This is a genomic window from Patulibacter defluvii (assembly GCF_034096925.1).
GTDB lineage: Bacteria > Actinomycetota > Thermoleophilia > Solirubrobacterales > Solirubrobacteraceae > Patulibacter > Patulibacter defluvii.
The window spans coordinates 82019-97461 of the sequence record NZ_JAWZSQ010000015.1 but is presented as its reverse complement, the minus strand read 5'-3'; the positions used below and the strand labels follow the sequence as shown (position 1 = coordinate 97461).

At 75.9% G+C, this 15443-nt stretch carries 15 protein-coding genes; 7 read left to right on the top strand and 8 right to left on the bottom strand.

Annotated features, from left to right (window positions below):
- Positions 1-3 precede the first annotated feature (3 nt).
- Positions 4-1485, top strand: a complete 1482-nt coding sequence (locus SH587_RS15730) for a sensor histidine kinase (protein WP_320671585.1) — start codon at positions 4-6, stop codon at positions 1483-1485.
- Here the strand turns inward: SH587_RS15730 and mnmA are convergent.
- Complete coding sequence (gene mnmA, locus SH587_RS15725; RefSeq protein ID WP_320671584.1) at positions 1482-2909, bottom strand: tRNA 2-thiouridine(34) synthase MnmA; 1428 nt, start codon at positions 2907-2909, stop codon at positions 1482-1484. The two genes, SH587_RS15730 and mnmA, sit on opposite strands and share 4 nt — an antisense overlap.
- Before the next feature lie 177 nt (positions 2910-3086).
- Here mnmA and SH587_RS15720 point away from each other — a divergent pair, with 177 nt between their 5' ends.
- Genes SH587_RS15720 through SH587_RS15710 form a run of 3 tightly spaced genes read left to right on the top strand, consistent with a single transcriptional unit; the run spans position 3087 to position 5886 of the window.
- Positions 3087-3752, top strand: a complete 666-nt coding sequence (locus SH587_RS15720; protein ID WP_320671583.1) for an ABC transporter ATP-binding protein — start codon at positions 3087-3089, stop codon at positions 3750-3752.
- On the top strand, positions 3749-4528 hold the full coding sequence (locus SH587_RS15715) for an ABC transporter permease (RefSeq protein ID WP_320671582.1): 780 nt from the start codon (positions 3749-3751) through the stop codon (positions 4526-4528). The genes SH587_RS15720 and SH587_RS15715 overlap by 4 nt, the downstream gene beginning before the upstream one ends.
- A 47-nt stretch (positions 4529-4575) precedes the next feature.
- Positions 4576-5886, top strand: coding sequence for an esterase/lipase family protein (locus tag SH587_RS15710; RefSeq protein ID WP_320671581.1), 1311 nt, complete (start codon positions 4576-4578; stop codon positions 5884-5886).
- A 45-nt stretch (positions 5887-5931) separates the two neighbouring features.
- On the opposite strand, the gene SH587_RS15705 is transcribed toward SH587_RS15710, so the two are convergent.
- Positions 5932-7491, bottom strand: coding sequence for a flavin-containing monooxygenase (locus SH587_RS15705; RefSeq protein WP_320671580.1), 1560 nt, complete (start codon positions 7489-7491; stop codon positions 5932-5934).
- 129 nt (positions 7492-7620) lie between these two features.
- Here SH587_RS15705 and SH587_RS15700 point away from each other — a divergent pair, with 129 nt between their 5' ends.
- On the top strand, positions 7621-8325 hold the full coding sequence (locus SH587_RS15700) for a TetR/AcrR family transcriptional regulator (protein WP_320671579.1): 705 nt from the start codon (positions 7621-7623) through the stop codon (positions 8323-8325).
- On the opposite strand, the gene SH587_RS15695 is transcribed toward SH587_RS15700, so the two are convergent.
- From SH587_RS15695 to SH587_RS15685, 3 genes are all read right to left on the bottom strand, one after another.
- Positions 8322-8774 carry an SCP2 sterol-binding domain-containing protein gene (locus SH587_RS15695; protein WP_320671578.1) on the bottom strand — a complete coding sequence of 151 codons (453 nt, stop codon included), beginning with the start codon at positions 8772-8774 and terminating at the stop codon, positions 8322-8324. The genes SH587_RS15700 and SH587_RS15695 overlap by 4 nt on opposite strands.
- Before the next feature lie 86 nt (positions 8775-8860).
- On the bottom strand, positions 8861-9853 hold the full coding sequence (speB, locus tag SH587_RS15690; RefSeq protein ID WP_320671577.1) for an agmatinase: 993 nt from the start codon (positions 9851-9853) through the stop codon (positions 8861-8863).
- Positions 9854-9898: 45 nt separating this feature from the next.
- Positions 9899-10543 carry a TetR/AcrR family transcriptional regulator gene (locus SH587_RS15685; protein WP_320671576.1) on the bottom strand — a complete coding sequence of 215 codons (645 nt, stop codon included), beginning with the start codon at positions 10541-10543 and terminating at the stop codon, positions 9899-9901.
- Positions 10544-10677: 134 nt separating this feature from the next.
- Between SH587_RS15685 and SH587_RS15680 the strand changes: the two genes are divergently transcribed.
- Together SH587_RS15680 and SH587_RS15675 are read left to right on the top strand one after the other, a co-directional pair.
- The gene (locus tag SH587_RS15680; protein ID WP_320671575.1) at positions 10678-12834 is read left to right on the top strand and encodes an MMPL family transporter; all 2157 of its coding nucleotides are present in this window, start codon (positions 10678-10680) and stop codon (positions 12832-12834) included.
- A complete protein-coding gene (locus SH587_RS15675; protein ID WP_320671574.1) occupies positions 12813-13568 on the top strand; it encodes a class I SAM-dependent methyltransferase in 756 nt (251 codons plus the stop codon). The genes SH587_RS15680 and SH587_RS15675 overlap by 22 nt, the downstream gene beginning before the upstream one ends.
- A gap of 165 nt (positions 13569-13733) precedes the next feature.
- Here SH587_RS15675 and SH587_RS15670 read toward each other — a convergent pair whose 3' ends face one another.
- The 3 genes from SH587_RS15670 to SH587_RS15660 all read right to left on the bottom strand — a co-directional run bounded on the left by SH587_RS15670 (position 13734) and on the right by SH587_RS15660 (position 15401).
- Positions 13734-14105, bottom strand: coding sequence for a DUF4180 domain-containing protein (locus SH587_RS15670; RefSeq protein WP_320671573.1), 372 nt, complete (start codon positions 14103-14105; stop codon positions 13734-13736).
- 36 nt (positions 14106-14141) lie between these two features.
- A complete protein-coding gene (locus tag SH587_RS15665; RefSeq protein WP_320671572.1) occupies positions 14142-14690 on the bottom strand; it encodes a hypothetical protein in 549 nt (182 codons plus the stop codon).
- 75 nt (positions 14691-14765) lie between these two features.
- The gene (locus SH587_RS15660; protein ID WP_320671571.1) at positions 14766-15401 is read right to left on the bottom strand and encodes a TetR/AcrR family transcriptional regulator; all 636 of its coding nucleotides are present in this window, start codon (positions 15399-15401) and stop codon (positions 14766-14768) included.
- Positions 15402-15443 lie beyond the last annotated feature (42 nt).

The following is a 15443-nucleotide window of genomic DNA, read 5'->3' as shown; positions in this document are numbered from 1 at the left end:
CCGATGGGGCTGCGCAGACGGCTGGCGCTGATCGTCGCCCTGATCGCCACCGCCGTGATCGCCTGCGGCGGGGTGACGGCGTGGGCGGTGACCCGCTCAGTGCTGCGCGACAACGTCGACGACGCGCTGCGGGCCCAGGCGCGCTCCTTCCGCGACGGCCCGCGCGGCTTCCGCGACCGGCTGCGGTTCCTCGACCGGGCGGCGCTCTCGCCCTACGGACCGGCGGGCGACCCCGGTGGGGTGGCGCCTGGCGAGCCGGACGGCGGCGGCGCCTATCCCGGTGGCGGCGTGCCCGCCCCGCCCGCGCGGCTCGGCGGCCCGGCCGAGTACGCGCAGGCGATCGTCCCCGACGGCAAGCTCGTGATCCGCGGCGACGTCTCACTGCCGGTCAGCGACGCCGACCGGGCGGCGATCGGCACGCCGGCGACGGTCGGCCCGCGCGACGTCCAGGTCGGCGACGCCCACCTGCGGCTGATGACCGTCGGCCTGCCCGGCGCCGCGGTCCAGTTCGCCCGGCCGCTGAACGGCACCGACGACGCGCTGCGGACGCTGGCGCTGGTGCTGCTGGGGCTGGGGCTGGTGACGGCGGCGACCGCTGCGCTGCTCGGACGCGGCGCGGCGCGGCGGATCCTGCGGCCGGTCACCGACCTGGCCGAGGCCGCCGCCCACGTCGAGGCGACCGAGGACCTGGGCCGGCGGCTGCCGGTCCGCGACGACGACGAGGTCGGCGAGCTGACGCGGCGCTTCAACGGCATGCTCGCGCGGCTCCAGGGCTCGCGGCGGGCCCTCGACCGCTCGATCGACGAGCAGCGCAACCTGGTCGCCGACGCCTCGCACGAGCTGCGGACCCCGGTCACCAGCCTCCGCACCAACGCCGAGGTGCTGCTGGAGGACGACGGCACGATCGGCGACGAGGAGCGGCGCCGGATCCTGGCCGACGTCCGCGACCAGGCCGAGGACCTGGGCCTGCTCGTCTCCGACCTGATCGAGCTGGCGCGCGGCGACGCCCCCGCCCGCGAGGCCGACGAGCCGGTCGCGCTCGACGACCTGGTGGCCGAGATGGTGGCCCGCGCCCGCCGCGACCACCGCGGCGTGCAGTTCGCCCTCGAGCCGGAGCCGCTGGTCGTCTCGGGCCGTCCCGACCGGCTGGCGCGGGCTCTCTCGAACCTGCTCGACAACGCCGCCCGCTACGCCGCCGACGACGGTCACGCGGTCGAGGTCCGGATCGTCGCCGGCCCCGACGCGACCGCCGAGGTGCGGGTGGTCGACCACGGCGCCGGCGTGCCCGAGGCCGACCGCGAGCGGATCTTCGACCGCTTCCGCCGCGGCGACGACACCCGCGACCGGCCCGGCAGCGGCCTCGGCCTGGCGATCGTCCGTCAGGTCGCGGCCACCCACGGCGGTCGGATCTGGGTCGAGGAGACCCCCGGCGGCGGCGCGACCTTCGTGCTGGCGCTGCCGCGGGCGGTCGAGGAGGGCGGCTAGACCAGCGTCCCGCTGCCGACGACCACGTCGCCGTCGAGCAGCATCGCGGTCTGGCCCGGGGCGGCGCGCAGCAGCGGCTCGGCCAGGACGACCGTCCCCGGCCCCCGCTCGCCGGGCTCCGGCGCCCGCACCACCCGCGCCTCGCGCGGCTGCTGGCGGTAGCGGAGCTTGACCCGGTCGACGCGCCACGGCTCGCGGTGGAGGACCAGGTCGCGCAGCTCGACGTGGTCGCTCAGCAGCCGCTCGCGGCGGCCGATGGTGACGACGTTCGAGGTCACGTCGGTGGCCACGACGTAGCGCGGCTCGCCGGCCGCGACGCCGAGGCCGCGCCGCTGTCCGAGCGTGTACAGGTGGGCCCCGCGGTGCTCGCCGACCGTCTCCCCCGTCTCCGCGTCGCGGACCGGTCCGGGGCGGTCGCCGAGGTCGCCGTGGCGGGCGAGGAAGCGGGCCTGGCCGGTGCCGGCCAGGAAGCAGAGGTCCTGGCTGTCGGGCTGGTGCGCGACCGGCAGCTCGGCGCGCTCGGCGATCTGCCGCACCTCGGCCTTGCGGAGGGCGCCGAGCGGGAACCGCAGCCGCGCGATCGACGACGGCCGCAGGCCGCTGAGCATGTAGGCCTGGTCCTTGCCCTGGTCGACCGCCAGCCGCAGCAGGCCGTCGTCGGTGGTGCGGGCGTAGTGGCCGGTGGTGAGCGTCGCGCAGCCGATCCGGTCGGCCAGGTCGAGCAGCGCGTCCAGCCGCACGTCGCCGTTGCAGCGGACGCAGGGATTCGGGGTCAGCCCCTCGCGGTGGTCGGCGATCCACGGCTCGACCACCCCGGCCCGGAACGGCTCGCGCAGGTCGAGGGTCAGGTGCGGGATCCCCATCCGATGGGCCAGGTCGCGCGCCCGCCGGACCGCGCTGTGCGAGCAGCAGGAGGACTCGGCGTCGTTCTCCGCGTCGCGCCACAGCTCGAGCGTGACCGCGACCGCGTCGGGCCCGGCGTCGAGCGCCGCGACCGCGCTGTCGACCCCGCCGCTCATCGCCACCAGCGTCCCCGCGGCCGCGCCGGCCCCGGGAGCGGCGTCGTGGGCCACCGCCGTCCCGAGCGCGCGGTGGAGCGCGTCGGTCACCAGCTCGGCCGCGTGGCGCTTGCCCGGGTGCAGTCCGCCGACCTCGTCGGCCAGTCTCTCGACTGAGACCGACGCCGCCTGGCGGATCGTCGCGCCCTCCAGCAGCTCGCAGGCGACCGAGGCGCAGACGGTCAGTGCCCCGCAGCCCTCGGCGACGAAGCCGGCGCCGGCCACGCGGTCGTCCTCGACGGCGATCGCGATCCGGACCAGGTCGCCGCAGGCCGCGCCCCCGGCCACGCCGTCGTGGCCGCCACGCGGCAGCGTCCCCCGACCCGTGGGGGTGCGCAGGTGCTCCTCGTAGCGCCAGTCGGCCACCGACGGAGGGTACCCACCCGTCGCGCCCGCTCCCAGCGGATGGCGGTTTCCACCCATCCGCCGCGGCCGCCCTCTCCGGGCCCCGTCGACGATCGTTGCCCGCAGCGCAACGATCGTCGACGGGGCGGGCCAGGGACGCCCCGGGCGGGCCGCCGCCGGCCGTGGGAGCATCGGCGCGTGCCGCTGTTCGCGTTCGCGGGGGTGACGGTCGCCGGCGAGGATCGGCCGCGGCTGGACGCGGTCGACCTGGAACTGCCCGAGGGCGGCGTGAGCGCGATCGTCGGGCCGTCAGGCTCGGGCAAGTCGACGCTGCTGCGCTGCGCCAACCGGCTGCAGGCGCCGGACGCCGGAACGGTCGCCTACCGCGGCCGCGACCTGGCCACCGTCGACGTCCTCGCCCACCGCCGCGAGGTGGCGATGGTCTTCCAGCGCCCGGTCGCCTTCCCTGGCACCGTCGCCGACAACCTGCGCGTGGCCGATCCCGAGCTGGACGACGACGCCGCCGGCCGGCTGCTGGAGCGGGTGGCGCTCGACGCCGGGCTGCTCGGCCGCCAGGCGACGGAGCTGTCGGGCGGCGAGGCCCAGCGGATGGGGCTGGCCCGCTCGCTGGCCACCGGCCCGCGGGTGGTGCTGGCCGACGAGCCGACCGCCTCGCTCGACGCCGCCGCGGCCGAGCAGCTGGAGCGGCTGCTGCGGGGCCTGGCCGACGACGACGGGGTCGACGTGCTGCTGGTCAGCCACAGCGACGAGCAGGTCCGGCGGCTGGCCGACCGGGTCGTCGCGCTCCGCGCGGGCCGGCTGGAGCACGGTCCGCGGCCGGTCGAGCGGGAGCCGGCGACGTGAACGGCCACGTCGGCTGGGGCGGGCTGGCGATCGCGGTCGCGGTGGTGCTGGTCGCCGCCGGCCTCTCGCGGGCCTGGCGGCTGGGGCTGGAGCGCGACGTGCTGGTGGCGATCGTCCGCTCGCTGGCCCAGATGCTGCTGGTGGCGGTCGCGCTCGGCCTGATCGTGGCCGACGGCGTCTCGATCTGGTGGAGCTGGCTGTGGGTGGTGGCGATGGTCGGCTTCGCCGCGGTCACGATGCGACGGCGGGCGCCGGCGCTGCCCGGCCTGCTGCGGATCTCGCTGCTGGCGACCGGGACGACCGCCGCGGTCGGGATCGCGATCACGTTCGGGATCGGGATCTTCCCCGTCGAGCCACGGACGCTGGTGCCGGTGGCCGGGATGCTGGTCGGCAACAGCATGAGCGCCGGGGTGGTCGCCTGCCGGCGGCTGAGCCACGCGATCGGCGAGCGGCGCGACGAGGTCGAGGCGCGGCTGGCGCTCGGTCAGCCGTGGCCGCAGGCCGCCCGGCCGCTGCTGCGCGAGATCCTGCGGACGGCGATCACGCCCCAGATCGAGTCGACGAAGGCGCTCGGGATCGTCTTCCTGCCCGGGGCGATGACCGGCCTGATCCTGGCCGGGGTCGACCCGCTCGACGCGGTCCTCGTGCAGTTGGCGCTGATGTACGTGATCCTCGGCGGCGTGGTCACCATGACCACCGTCACCACGGTCGCCGCCGCCCGCCGGCTGTTCACGCGCGACCACCGGCTGCGGCCGCTCCCGCGGATGGTCGACTGAGCCGCTGGACGCGTTCGGTGCACATCCGTACACTGGATGCTCCACCGATGCGCTCGACCGAGATCCACGCCTCCAGCGCCGTCGCCGCCACCGCCTTCGGGGGCGCCGTCGGCCACGTCCAGAGCGTCCACCGGGCCGTCGCCGAGCGGGCGATGGGCCGCCGCGCGCCGGTCGTCCGCCAGACCCACGACGCGATCGCCGACGGGGTCTACGCCGCCGTCTCGATCATCGGCCGGCTGGCCCTGCGCGGGGCCGGCGCCGCGGCCGCCGTCGTCCGCCCCGCCGCCGCCCCGGCGATCTCGGAGAGCCGCGGCGGGCAGCTCGCCCTCGGCGCCCTCAACGGGGCCTTCGGCGAGCGCTTCGCCGACGACCGCTCGCCGCTGGCGCTGCGGATGACCCTCCGCCACGGCGACGCCGACCTGGCGCCGACGCCCGCCGACCTGGCCCGCGCCTTCCCGCTGTCGAGCGGGCGGGTGGCGGTCCTGATCCACGGCCTCTGCTGCACCGATCGCGCCTGGCGGCTGCCGGTCCGCCGCGGCGGCGAGCCGGCCGAGCCCGACGACGTCCTCGACTACGGGGCGCTGCTGCGGCGCGACCTCGGCTACGACGTGCTGGCGCTGCGCTACAACAGCGGCCGCCGGGTGCCGGCCAACGGCGCCGAGCTGGCCAACCTGCTGGAGCAGCTGGTCGCCGCCTGGCCCGGCGGCGTCCGCGAGCTGGTCCTGATCGGCCACTCGATGGGCGGCCTCGTCGCCCGCAGCGCCGGGGCCGAGGCGCTGGCCGCCGGCCACGCCTGGCTGCGGCCGCTGCGGCACGTGGTGATGCTCGGCAGCCCCCAGCTCGGCTCGAACCTGGAGCGGGCCGCCGCGACCGGCCAGTGGGCGGCGGGACTGCTGCCGGAGACGCGCCCGATCGCCGACCTGCTCGGCCTCCGCAGCGACGGCGTGCTCGACATGCGCGACGGGGCGCTGCTGCACGACGACGTCCCGCTGGCCGTCGACCGCTGGCCGTGGGGCGAGCGCGGCGGCGTCGTGCCGCTGCTGCCCGGCGTCCGCCACCACACCGTCGCCGCGACCGTCGCCCGCAACCCCGACGGCTGGCTGGCGCGGACGGTGCTCGGCGACTGGCTCGTCACCCCCACCAGCGCCGCCAGCCGGGCGCGCGGCGAGCGGCGGCTGACGCTGGCCGCCGAGGACGTGGTCGTGATCGGCGGGATGGACCACCTGCAGCTGCTGCACGACCCGCGGGTGTACGCCCACCTGCGGCGCTGGCTGCGGCCCGCCCCCGCGTTGCCGGCCGCCGACGCGACCGGCGACGGCGCGCTCGACGGCGAGGCCGTCGAGCTGCCCCCGCTGTGACGTTGCGGTCGCCGAGCGACCGCGACGTCACCGGCGGCGCGGCGGTCAGTCGGCGGCGACCGGCGGGGCCGGGGTCGACGCGTCGGCCGTCCGGGGCGGCTGCACCCGGTACATCGACGGGTCGAAGCGGGCCAGGCGGCGCCGCATCTGGAAGGTGAAGCTGGGCCAGAGCGTGGTGTTGCGGCCGCTCGCGTCCAGGTACCACGACTTGCAGCCGCCGGCGGTCCAGACGGTCCCGCGCATCTTGCGGTCCATCTCCTCGCCGAAGGTCTTCTGGACCTCGGGCCGCAGGTCGACCGAGCCGCCGCCGTTGCGGTCGAGCGTCCGCAGCGCGTCGAGCACGTAGGGCACCTGCGACTCGATCGTGTAGATGATCGAGGTGTGGCCCTGGCCGGTGTTCGGGCCGACCATCAGGAAGAGGTTCGGGAAGCCGCTGACCGTGGTCCCCATGAAGGTCGCCATCCCCTGCTCGGCCCAGGCGTCGGCCAGCCGCTTGCCGTCGCGGCCGAAGACGAACTCGGCGACCGGCTGATCGGTGACGTGGAAGCCGGTGCCGAAGATGATCGCGTCGACCTCGCGCTCGCTGCCGTCGCTGGCCACGATCGAGTTCGGGCGGACCTCGCTGACGCCGTGGGTCACGACCTCGACGTTCGACTTGCCGAGCGCCGGCAGGTAGTCGTTCGAGATCAGGATCCGCTTGCAGCCGACGTCGAAGTTGGGCTTGACCTTCGCCCGCAGCGTCGCGTCCGGCACCTGGCGGCGCATGTGGCCCTCGGCGACGGCGCGCAGGATCGCCTTCGTCGGCCGCGCGTACTTGTAGGGGAAGAGCAGCATCTCGCGGTTGGCGTAGATCGCCCCGCGCATCGCCCGCTGGAGCAGCGGGAAGCGGCGGTAGAGGAACCGCTCGACCGGCGTCACCGGTCGCGACGGCCGCGGCAGCACCCACGCCGGCGTCCGCTGGAAGACCGTCATCTGGCCGACCTGGGGCTGGATCCGGGGCACGAACTGGATCGCCGAGGCGCCGGTGCCGACGACCGCCACCCGCTTGCCGCGGAGGTCGTAGTCGTGGTTCCAGCGGGCCGAGTGGAACTGCTCGCCCTCGAACGTGTCGAGGCCCGGCAGGTTCGGGATCAGCGGCTCGCAGAGCGGGCCGGTGCCGGAGATCAGCACCTGGGCGGAGACGGTCCCGCGCTCGGTGGTGACGATCCAGCGCTGGGCGTCCTCGTCCCAGCGCGCCTCCTGGACGGCGGCGTTGGTGCGCACGTACGGGTTGACCCCGAACCTCGCCGCCACGTCGCGCTGGTACTCCCAGATCTCGCGCTGGGGGCTGAAGGTGTTCGACCAGTTCGGGTTCGGCGCGAACGAGAACGAGTAGAGGTGCGAGGGCACGTCGCAGGCGCAGCCCGGGTAGGCGTTGTCGCGCCAGGTGCCGCCGATGTCGCCGGCCCGCTCGAGGATCACGAAATCGCGCTCGCCCTCTTGGAGCAGGCGGATCCCGACGGCCAGACCGCTGAAGCCGCTGCCGACGATCGCCACCCGGACCCGCTCGGGAACGGGGTCGGCGTAGCTGTCCGGGACGGCGAGGGGAGCGGGTGCGGCGGGCATCGGAGCGGTCCTTGGACGTGGGGCAGCAGTACTACGGCGCGGTAGCCTACGGAACAGTAGGCAGATCGTATAGACCCCGCACGGCACTCGACGTTTCACCGCCGGTTGCGGGAGCATGATGAACCAGGCATGGCTTCGCTCGAGAACAGCGCTCCCTCCCCCGCCTCCGCCGAGGCGGACGTGCCCGCCAGCGGCGACGTCGGCGGCTACCGTCGCGGCCGCGTGCCGCGGGCCGTCCGCGAGCGGCAGGTGCTGCAGCTCGCCCGCGAGCTGTTCGCCGAACGCGGCTACCAGCAGGCCTCGATGGACGAGCTGGCCAACCGCGCCGGCGTCTCGAAGCCGGTCGTCTACGACCTGGTCGGGAGCAAGGAGGCGCTCTACCTGCGCTGCGTCGACCTGGCCGGCGAGGAGCTGGCGGGCGTCGTCACCAAGGGCGTGCTCTCGGAGGAGGACCCCGAAGCGCGGCTGCGGGCCGGCGCGATCGCCTTCCTCCGCTGGGTCGCCGAGGAGGGCGGCGGCTGGGACCTGCTGCTGACCGCCGGCCCCGAGCCGGGCGCCGAGCCGATCCTCCAGGTGCGGGCCCAGCAGAGCGCGCTGCTGACGATGCTGACCAGCGAGACGCTGAAGGAGATGGGCGTCCAGCTCGACCGCTGGCGGGTCGAGGCGATCGCCCACGCCGTCAACACCGCCTTCGAGGGCCTGGCCGTCTGGTGGCGCGAGAACCAGCAGGTGCCGGTCGAGGAGCTGGTCGACTGGATGGCCGAGATCTTCTTCCCCGGCATCAAGGCGATCGCGGACTCGCCCCACGCCCGCCCGCTGCCGCCGACCGGCTAAGCGTCGAAGGCGAACAGCTCGGGCAGCCGCATCCCGAGCTTGAGGTCGCCGAGCACGCGCAGCTTGCCGCGCATCGCCAGCCGCCGCGGCCCGGTCTGGCCGACGAGGATCCCGCGGAGGTCGATCGGGCGGACCTTGAGCGTCAGGTCGGGGTCGCGGGTCGGCTCGTCGGCGAGCACGCAGCTGCCGCCGCCGATCACCAGCTCGAGGTGGTCGTAGCCGCCGCCCGGGCGGTCCCACAGCTTGACGTGGATCACCGCGTCGAGGTCGCCCGCGCGGTCGCTGCGGAAGGTCCCGGCCATGTGGCGGGCGAGCGCGTCGACGACCGCGTCGTGGCTGGCGGGGTCGTCGATCAGGGCCGCGAACTCGCGCTCGTCGGCCTGCTCCAGGCGGGCGTAGAGGGCGGCCGGCGCCAGGCTCGCGATCTCGGTCGGGTCGGGACTGGCCATCGCTGCGTCGCTCCTGGGTGGGGTCGGGCGCGCCGGTCGGCCCGGCGCGCAGGGCAGCGTCGCAGACGGCCGGGCCGCCGCGCCGATCAGCCGGTCGGGGCCGACGCTCCCAGGCGCCGCATCGCGACGCCGGTCAGCGCCTCGCGGACGACCCGCTCGGCGACCATCGCGGTGATGTCGCGCGAGCCGACCCGCTCCGGCAGCACCTCGACCACCTCGAGCCCGACCAGCTCGACCTCGGCGGCGACCGTGCGGCAGGCCCACAGCAGGTCGGCCGAGGTCATCCCGCCCGGCTCGGGGGTGCCGGTGCCGGGCGCGAAGGCCGGGTCGAGGACGTCGACGTCGACCGAGAGGAAGACCGGCCGGTCACCGCCGGGGCCGGCGGCGGCCTTGACGGCGTCGGCGACGACGGCCCGGATCCCGCGGTCGCGGACGTCGTGCATGAAGAGCGAGGTGATCCCCCGCTCGCGCTGCCAGCCGAACTCCTCCTCGCCCGGCCAGTAGCCGCGCAGGCCGACCTGGACGTAGCGGGTCGGATCGACGTGGCCGGCCTCGACCAGCCGGTACATCGGCGTGCCGTGCGAGCGCTCGACGCCGAAGACGGTGCGGCCGGTGTCGGTGTGGGTGTCGAAGTGGACCAGCCCGACCGGGCCGTGCTTGGCCGCGCAGGCGCGGATGTCGGGCTCGGCGATCGAGTGGTCGCCGCCGAGCACCACCGGCAGCGCGCCGGCGTCGAGCACCTGCCGGACCGTCGCCTCGATCGCCGCGTGCGAGCGGACCGGGTCGGCGGGCAGGACCGCGGCGTCACCGAAGTCGATCGCCTTCAGGACCGCGAAGGCGTCGACCCCGACCTCGAGGTGCGGGCCGGGCGGGCAGCTCGCGGCCCGGATCGCGCGCGGACCGAAGCGGGCGCCGGGACGGTCGGAGACCAGGTCGTCCATCGGCGCGCCGACGATCGCCACGTCGACCCCGTGGAGGTCGGCGGGGTCCTCGCTGTAGGGCAGTCCCGCATAGCTGAGCAGGCCGGCGTAGTCGGGCTTCTCGCCGTGCTCGGCCCAGCGCGACAGGGGATCGATCATCGGGGGTGGTGCTCCTCGGTCTCCACGCAGTTGATGATGAGGACATTAATCGCTGGCGCGGCCGCCGGGAAGACCGCTGGCCGGCGCGATCACGGCCGCCACGATCCGGGTCAGCCAGCGCTCCTCGTCGGGGAACGGGAAGCGCGCGATCGCCTGCCCGAGCGAGGCCCGGCCGTGGACGACCGCCCACAGGATCGTGGCCAGCTCGAACGCCTCCTGCTCGCCCGCCGACGGGTCGAGGCAGCGGGCGACGGCGGCCACCAGCAGGCCGAAGGCGTCCATCGGCGCGTTGGCCCCGGCCTCGAAGTCCTCGGCCTGGAAGTGGTCGCGGAAGTTGGTCCCGAACATCACCGCGTACCAGCCCGGCTGCTCGCGCGCGAAGGCCAGGTAGGCCCGCCCGACCGCCCGCAGCTGGGCCTGCGGATCGTCCTCGTCCTCGGCGGCCACCGCCGCCGTCATCTGCGCCGTGAGGGCCGTGAAGCAACGGTCCTTGACCGCGCCGATCAGCGCCGCCTTGTCCGCGAAGTGCAGGTAGAGCGCGGTCGGGCTGACCCCGGCGCGGGCGGTCACCGCGCGGACCGAGAGCTTGTCGATGTCGTGGACCTCGGCCAGCAGCTCGGTCGCCACGTCGAGCAGCGTCGTGCGCAGCCGTTCGCCCTCGCCCCGGGGATTGCGCTCGCGTCCTGCCATCGGTTCGGCCCAGCCTAGTCAGGGCCGTCGGCGGAAGCGCTTGACGGCCGTAGATGAACAATGTACATGTACAGCAATCACCCGTGGGGCCGATCTCGCGCGCCCCGCACCCGACCGCGATCCGGAGATCCCCGATGCTCGACCGCCTCGCCCTGCTGGGCGTCCGCCGCCCGCGCCGCGTCGCCGTCGTGGCGCTGCTGGCGTTCCTCGTCGCCGCCGCCTTCGGCGGTCCCGCCGCCGGGATCCTGGAGCGCGACCGCGCGTTCGAGGACGGCGGCGCCCAGGCCGCCCAGGCCCGCAAGCAGCTGGAGCGGGCGACCGGCACCGCGACCGAGCCGGGCGTGCTGGCGCTGGTGCGCGACCGTCCCGGCGGTCCCGCGGTCGCCCGCGCCGCCGCGACCCTGCGGGCCGATCCGGCCGTCGCCCGGGTCGACGTGCCGCCGGCCGGGCGGCCGTCGCCGCTGGTCGCCCGCGACGGCCGCTCGACGGTGATCGCGGCGACGCTGCGGGCCGACGCCAACCGCCGCGACGCGGTCGACCGGCTGGAGGACGCGCTCGCCGGCCAGCGGGCGGTCCACCTGGGCGGGGCCGACGTCGGCTTCGTCCAGGTCAACGCCCAGGCGGCGGAGGACCTGGCCGGCGGCGAGCTGCTGGCCTTCCCGGTGCTGGCGATCCTGGCCTTCCTCTTCTTCCGCGGGATCGCCGCGCTGCTGCCGCTGGCCGTCGGCGCGATGACGGTGCTCTCGACCTTCGCCCTGATGCGGGTGGCGAACGTCGCGATCGACCTCTCCCCCTTCGCGCTCAACCTGGTGATCGGCGCCGGGCTGGGGCTGGCGATCGACTACTCGCTGTTCCTCGTCTCGCGCTTCCGCGAGGAGCTGGGCGCCGGCCACGACCCGCCGCTGGCCGTCCGGCGGACGATGGCGACGGCCGGCCGGACGGTCGTCTTCAGCTCGCTGACGGTGGCGGCGGCGCTGGCCTGCCTCTGCGTCTTCCCGCTGCCGTTCCTGTTCTCGATGGGGATCGGCGGGGCGCTGGTGTCGCTGGTCGCCGGGGCCACCTCGCTGCTGGTGCTGCCGGCGCTGTTCATGCTGCTCGGCCGGCGGCTGGGCCGGGTCCGGCCGCTGCCCGAGGGCCAGGGCCGCTGGTACGCGACCGCCCGCGCGGTGATGCGGCGGCCGGGGCTGTTCGCCGTCGCCGCGGCGGTGCTGATGCTGCTGCTGGCGGCGCCGTCGCTGCGGACGACCTGGGCCGGCGTCGACGCGTCGATCCTGCCCGAGAGCAAGAGCGCGCGGGTGGTCGACGACGCGATGCGGCGCGACTTCCCGGCCGTCACCACCAGCCCGATCACCGTCGCGGTGCGGGCGCCGGCCGACGCCGGGCCGCGGGTCGCCGCCTACGCGACGGCGCTGCGGGGCGCGAAGGGCGTGACCGCGGTCGCGCCGCCGCGGTCGCTCGGGCGCGACACCTGGCAGATCGACGTCCGCGCCGCCGGCAGCGCGATCTCCGACCCGGCGCTGCGGACGGTCGAGGCGGTGCGGGCGGTGCCGGCGCCGTTCCCGCGCGCGGTCGGCGGCGAGGCGGCGTCGCTCCACGACCAGCGGGCGGCGGTCAGCCGGATGCTGCCGTTGGGGATCGGCCTGCTGCTGGCCACGACGCTCTCGATCCTGTGGCTGATGACCGGCTCGGTGGTGCTGCCGATCAAGGCGCTGCTGATGAACCTGCTGACGACCGCGGCGGCGACCGGGATGCTGGTCTGGATCTTCCAGGACGGGCGGCTGGAGGGGCTGCTCGGCTACCGCAGCCAGGGCGGGATCGAGCAGACCGACTTCCTGGTGATGGTGGCGATCGTCTTCGGCCTCTCGACCGACTACGGGGTCTTCCTCCTGACCCGGATCAAGGAGGCCCGCGACGCGCGGCCGCCGGGACCGGACCGCGACCGCCAGGCGGTGGCGGTCGGGATCCAGCGGACCGGCGGGATCGTGACCGCGGCGGCGCTGCTGCTGGCGGTGGCGCTGGGCGCGTTCCTGACCTCGAAGGTGGTGTTCCTGCAGGAGATGGGCGGCGGCGCGGCGTTCGCGGTCCTGCTCGACGCGTTCGTGGTCCGGACGCTGCTGGTGCCGTCGCTGATGGCGCTGCTCGGGGACTGGAACTGGTGGTCGCCGGGGCCGCTGCGGCGGCTGCACGACCGGATCGGGCTCGACGAGCGGATGCCCGAGGCGCTGGCGGCGGCGACCGGGCCGCCGGCGACCGCTGCGACGATGCCGGGATGGCCCGCTACGAGGAGCTGATCGCCGAGGCCCTGGCCGCGCCGGCCGCGGGCTGGGACTTCTCGTGGCTGGCGGGGCGGGCGAGCGAGGCGCGGCCGTCGTGGCGCTACCAGCGGCTGATCGGCGAGCGGCTGGCGCGGGCGACGGCAGCGCTCGACGTCCAGACCGGCGGCGGGGAGGTGCTGGCCGGGGTGCCGCGGCTGCCGCCGACGATGGTGGCGACCGAGGGCTGGCCGCCGAACGTCGCCGCGGCGACCGCCCGTCTGCACCCGCGGGGCGCGGTGGTGGTGGCCGACGACGACGCGCCGCCGCTGCCGTTCGCGGACGGGGCCTTCGATCTGGTGGTCAGCCGCCATCCGGCGACGATCTGGTGGGCCGAGATCGCCCGCGTGCTGGCGCCGGGCGGGACCTACCTGGCCCAGCACGTCGGTCCGGCGAGCGTCTTCGAGCTGGTCGAGCACTTCCTGGGCCCGCAGCCCGAGGCGCGGCGGGCGCGCGACCCCGACGACGAGGCCGCGGCCGCCCGCGCGGCGGGACTCGCGGTGGTCGACCTGCGCACGGAGCGGCTGCCGATGGCCTTCCACGACGTCGGCGCGGTGGTCTGGTTCCTGCGCAAGGTGATCTGGCTGGTGCCCGGCTTCGACGTGACCGTCCACGAGCCGGAGCTGCGGGCGCTGCACGAGCGGATCGAGCGCGAGGGGTCCTTCCGGGCCGTCGCCAGCCGGACGCTGGTGGAGGCGCGGCGGGCGGGTTGAGGGGACGGGCCGTCGGGACGTTGGTGGGTCCCCGGCGCGCGGAGGGGCGAACGTCACACGCCGCGCGCCCGCCCCGCCCCGTGTGACGTCGACCACCGTCCGCGACGGGGTTCGTCGCGCGGCGGCGCGGCGCGGGTGGGCGTGCGACGTTCGCCCCCTCCCCGCCTACGCCCCGCCGCCCTCCCCCAACCGCGCGTCGAGCGCCGCCAGGTCGGGGACGAACCAGACGTGGCCGCCGCGGTTGGCCTCGCCGCGGTAGTCACGGAAGGCGCCGCTGGCGGCCGCGTGGCCGTCGACGTCGCCGACGATCGCCAGCCGCAGGCGGTAGTTGGTGAGCTTCTGCGTCAGCTCGCCCGCCCAGCCGGAGCGGAGGTCGAAGAAGGCCGGGTCGAGCCGCGCGACCGGCAGCACGATCAGGTCGGCCTCGTGGGCCCAGGCGTCGCCGATCAGGTCGGCCACCGAGGGGCCCGAGCCGATGGCCGGGCCGTCCTCGTCCAGGTGCAGGAGCCGGTGGCCGGCGCGGTCCTCGATGCGCATGGGGGTCACGGTAGGGCGTTTCGCCGGCGACCGCGGTCAGCGCCGCGGCAGCGGAAGGCGCCAGACCCGCTCCAGCGACCCGCCCGGCGCCAGCGCGGCCCACCCGTCGGCGGCCGTCCGCAGCCCGATGCAGGCCGCCTGCAGCTGGTCGGCGGTCAGACCGGGCTTCCACCAGCGGTCCCCGAGCGCGCGCTCGAGCCCGGCGACGTCGCGGAACCGCTCGGCCCGGGCCAGGTCGGAGACGGCGCGGGTCAGCATCTCGGCCTGCGAGAGCCGGTCGCCGGCCGCGTCGACCACCGCCTGGGCCTGGCGTGCGGCGTGCGGCGGCTGGCGCCCGGCCACGACCGCGGTGTGCCCGAAGAGCCCGCCGGCGACGATCACGCCCCACAGGCCCTGCTCCAGCCCCAGCGCGTCCTCGACCACGAAGTGGGCCAGGTCGTGCGGCACCCGCCCGACCGCTCCCCCGACCTTGTTGTAGCCCCCGCCGTCCAGCTCGATCGTCACGCCGTCGGCCCGCTCCAGCCGCGAGCGGTAGCGCGTGCCCTCGCTGCGGAAGAAGACGATCGGGGTGCCGCGGACGGCCATGCCGGGACCGTCGCAGGTCGGGGCCGGCGGCGAGTCGGGGGTGCGGGGCGAGGCGGGGAGTTCGAGTCCGTCGCCTCACCCATCCAGCAGGTGCGCCGCCGCCTCCAGCAGCAGCGGCTTGATCGCCTGCCAGCGGGCGGTCACGGCGTCCGAGCCCCAGATCGGGATCGCCGCCGCCAGGCCGCGGATCAGGGCCACCGAGGAGTCGATCAGGGCCGGCAGGCGGTCGTCGTCGGCCAGCTCGGGGAAGAGGGCGCTGGCGGCGTCGAAGATGATCACCGTCACGCGGGTCTCGAGCTCGCGGAGGGTCGGGGCCAGCTCCGGCTCGGCCCAGACCGCCGCCCAGACCTGGGCCGCCGCCAGCGAGGCGGGCGAGGTGAACTCCTTCCACGCCTCGTCGAGGACCGCCGCGCGGTGGGCCGGGGTCCGCAGGGCCGCCAGGTCGACGCGGGCGAAGACGTCGGCGGCCAGGCGCGCCGCCAGGTGCTCGACCGCCACCACCAGCAGCGCCTCGCGGGTGGCGAAGTGGTGCATGACCGTGCTCTGGGCGACGCCGGCGCGCTGGGCGACGCGACGGGTGGTCAGCTCGCCGTAGCCCTCCTCGACCAGGCAATCGGCCGTCGCGCGGACGATCGCGTCGCGGGTCGCCGCCCGCTGCTGAGCCCGGGTGGTGCGCTGCTCCGGCGTCGCGCTGACGATTTCGTCGATCACGTGATCGGTCAATGGTACTCTGCCGCTCATCGATCACGTGAT

Excerpts from the sequence above, each read along its gene's own strand:
- SH587_RS15680 (WP_320671575.1), top strand. The coding sequence starts at position 10,678 with ATGCTCGACCGCCTCGCCCTGCTGGGCGTCCGCCGCCCGCGCCGCGTC.
- SH587_RS15670 (WP_320671573.1), bottom strand. The coding sequence starts at position 14,105 with ATGCGCATCGAGGACCGCGCCGGCCACCGGCTCCTGCACCTGGACGAG.
- SH587_RS15730 (WP_320671585.1), top strand. The coding sequence starts at position 4 with ATGGGGCTGCGCAGACGGCTGGCGCTGATCGTCGCCCTGATCGCCACC.
- SH587_RS15705 (WP_320671580.1), bottom strand. The coding sequence starts at position 7,491 with ATGCCCGCCGCACCCGCTCCCCTCGCCGTCCCGGACAGCTACGCCGAC.
- SH587_RS15685 (WP_320671576.1), bottom strand. The coding sequence starts at position 10,543 with ATGGCAGGACGCGAGCGCAATCCCCGGGGCGAGGGCGAACGGCTGCGC.
- SH587_RS15710 (WP_320671581.1), top strand. The coding sequence starts at position 4,576 with ATGCGCTCGACCGAGATCCACGCCTCCAGCGCCGTCGCCGCCACCGCC.
- SH587_RS15700 (WP_320671579.1), top strand. The coding sequence starts at position 7,621 with ATGGCTTCGCTCGAGAACAGCGCTCCCTCCCCCGCCTCCGCCGAGGCG.
- SH587_RS15675 (WP_320671574.1), top strand. The coding sequence starts at position 12,813 with ATGGCCCGCTACGAGGAGCTGATCGCCGAGGCCCTGGCCGCGCCGGCC.
- SH587_RS15665 (WP_320671572.1), bottom strand. The coding sequence starts at position 14,690 with ATGGCCGTCCGCGGCACCCCGATCGTCTTCTTCCGCAGCGAGGGCACG.
- SH587_RS15695 (WP_320671578.1), bottom strand. The coding sequence starts at position 8,774 with ATGGCCAGTCCCGACCCGACCGAGATCGCGAGCCTGGCGCCGGCCGCC.
- speB (WP_320671577.1), bottom strand. The coding sequence starts at position 9,853 with ATGATCGATCCCCTGTCGCGCTGGGCCGAGCACGGCGAGAAGCCCGAC.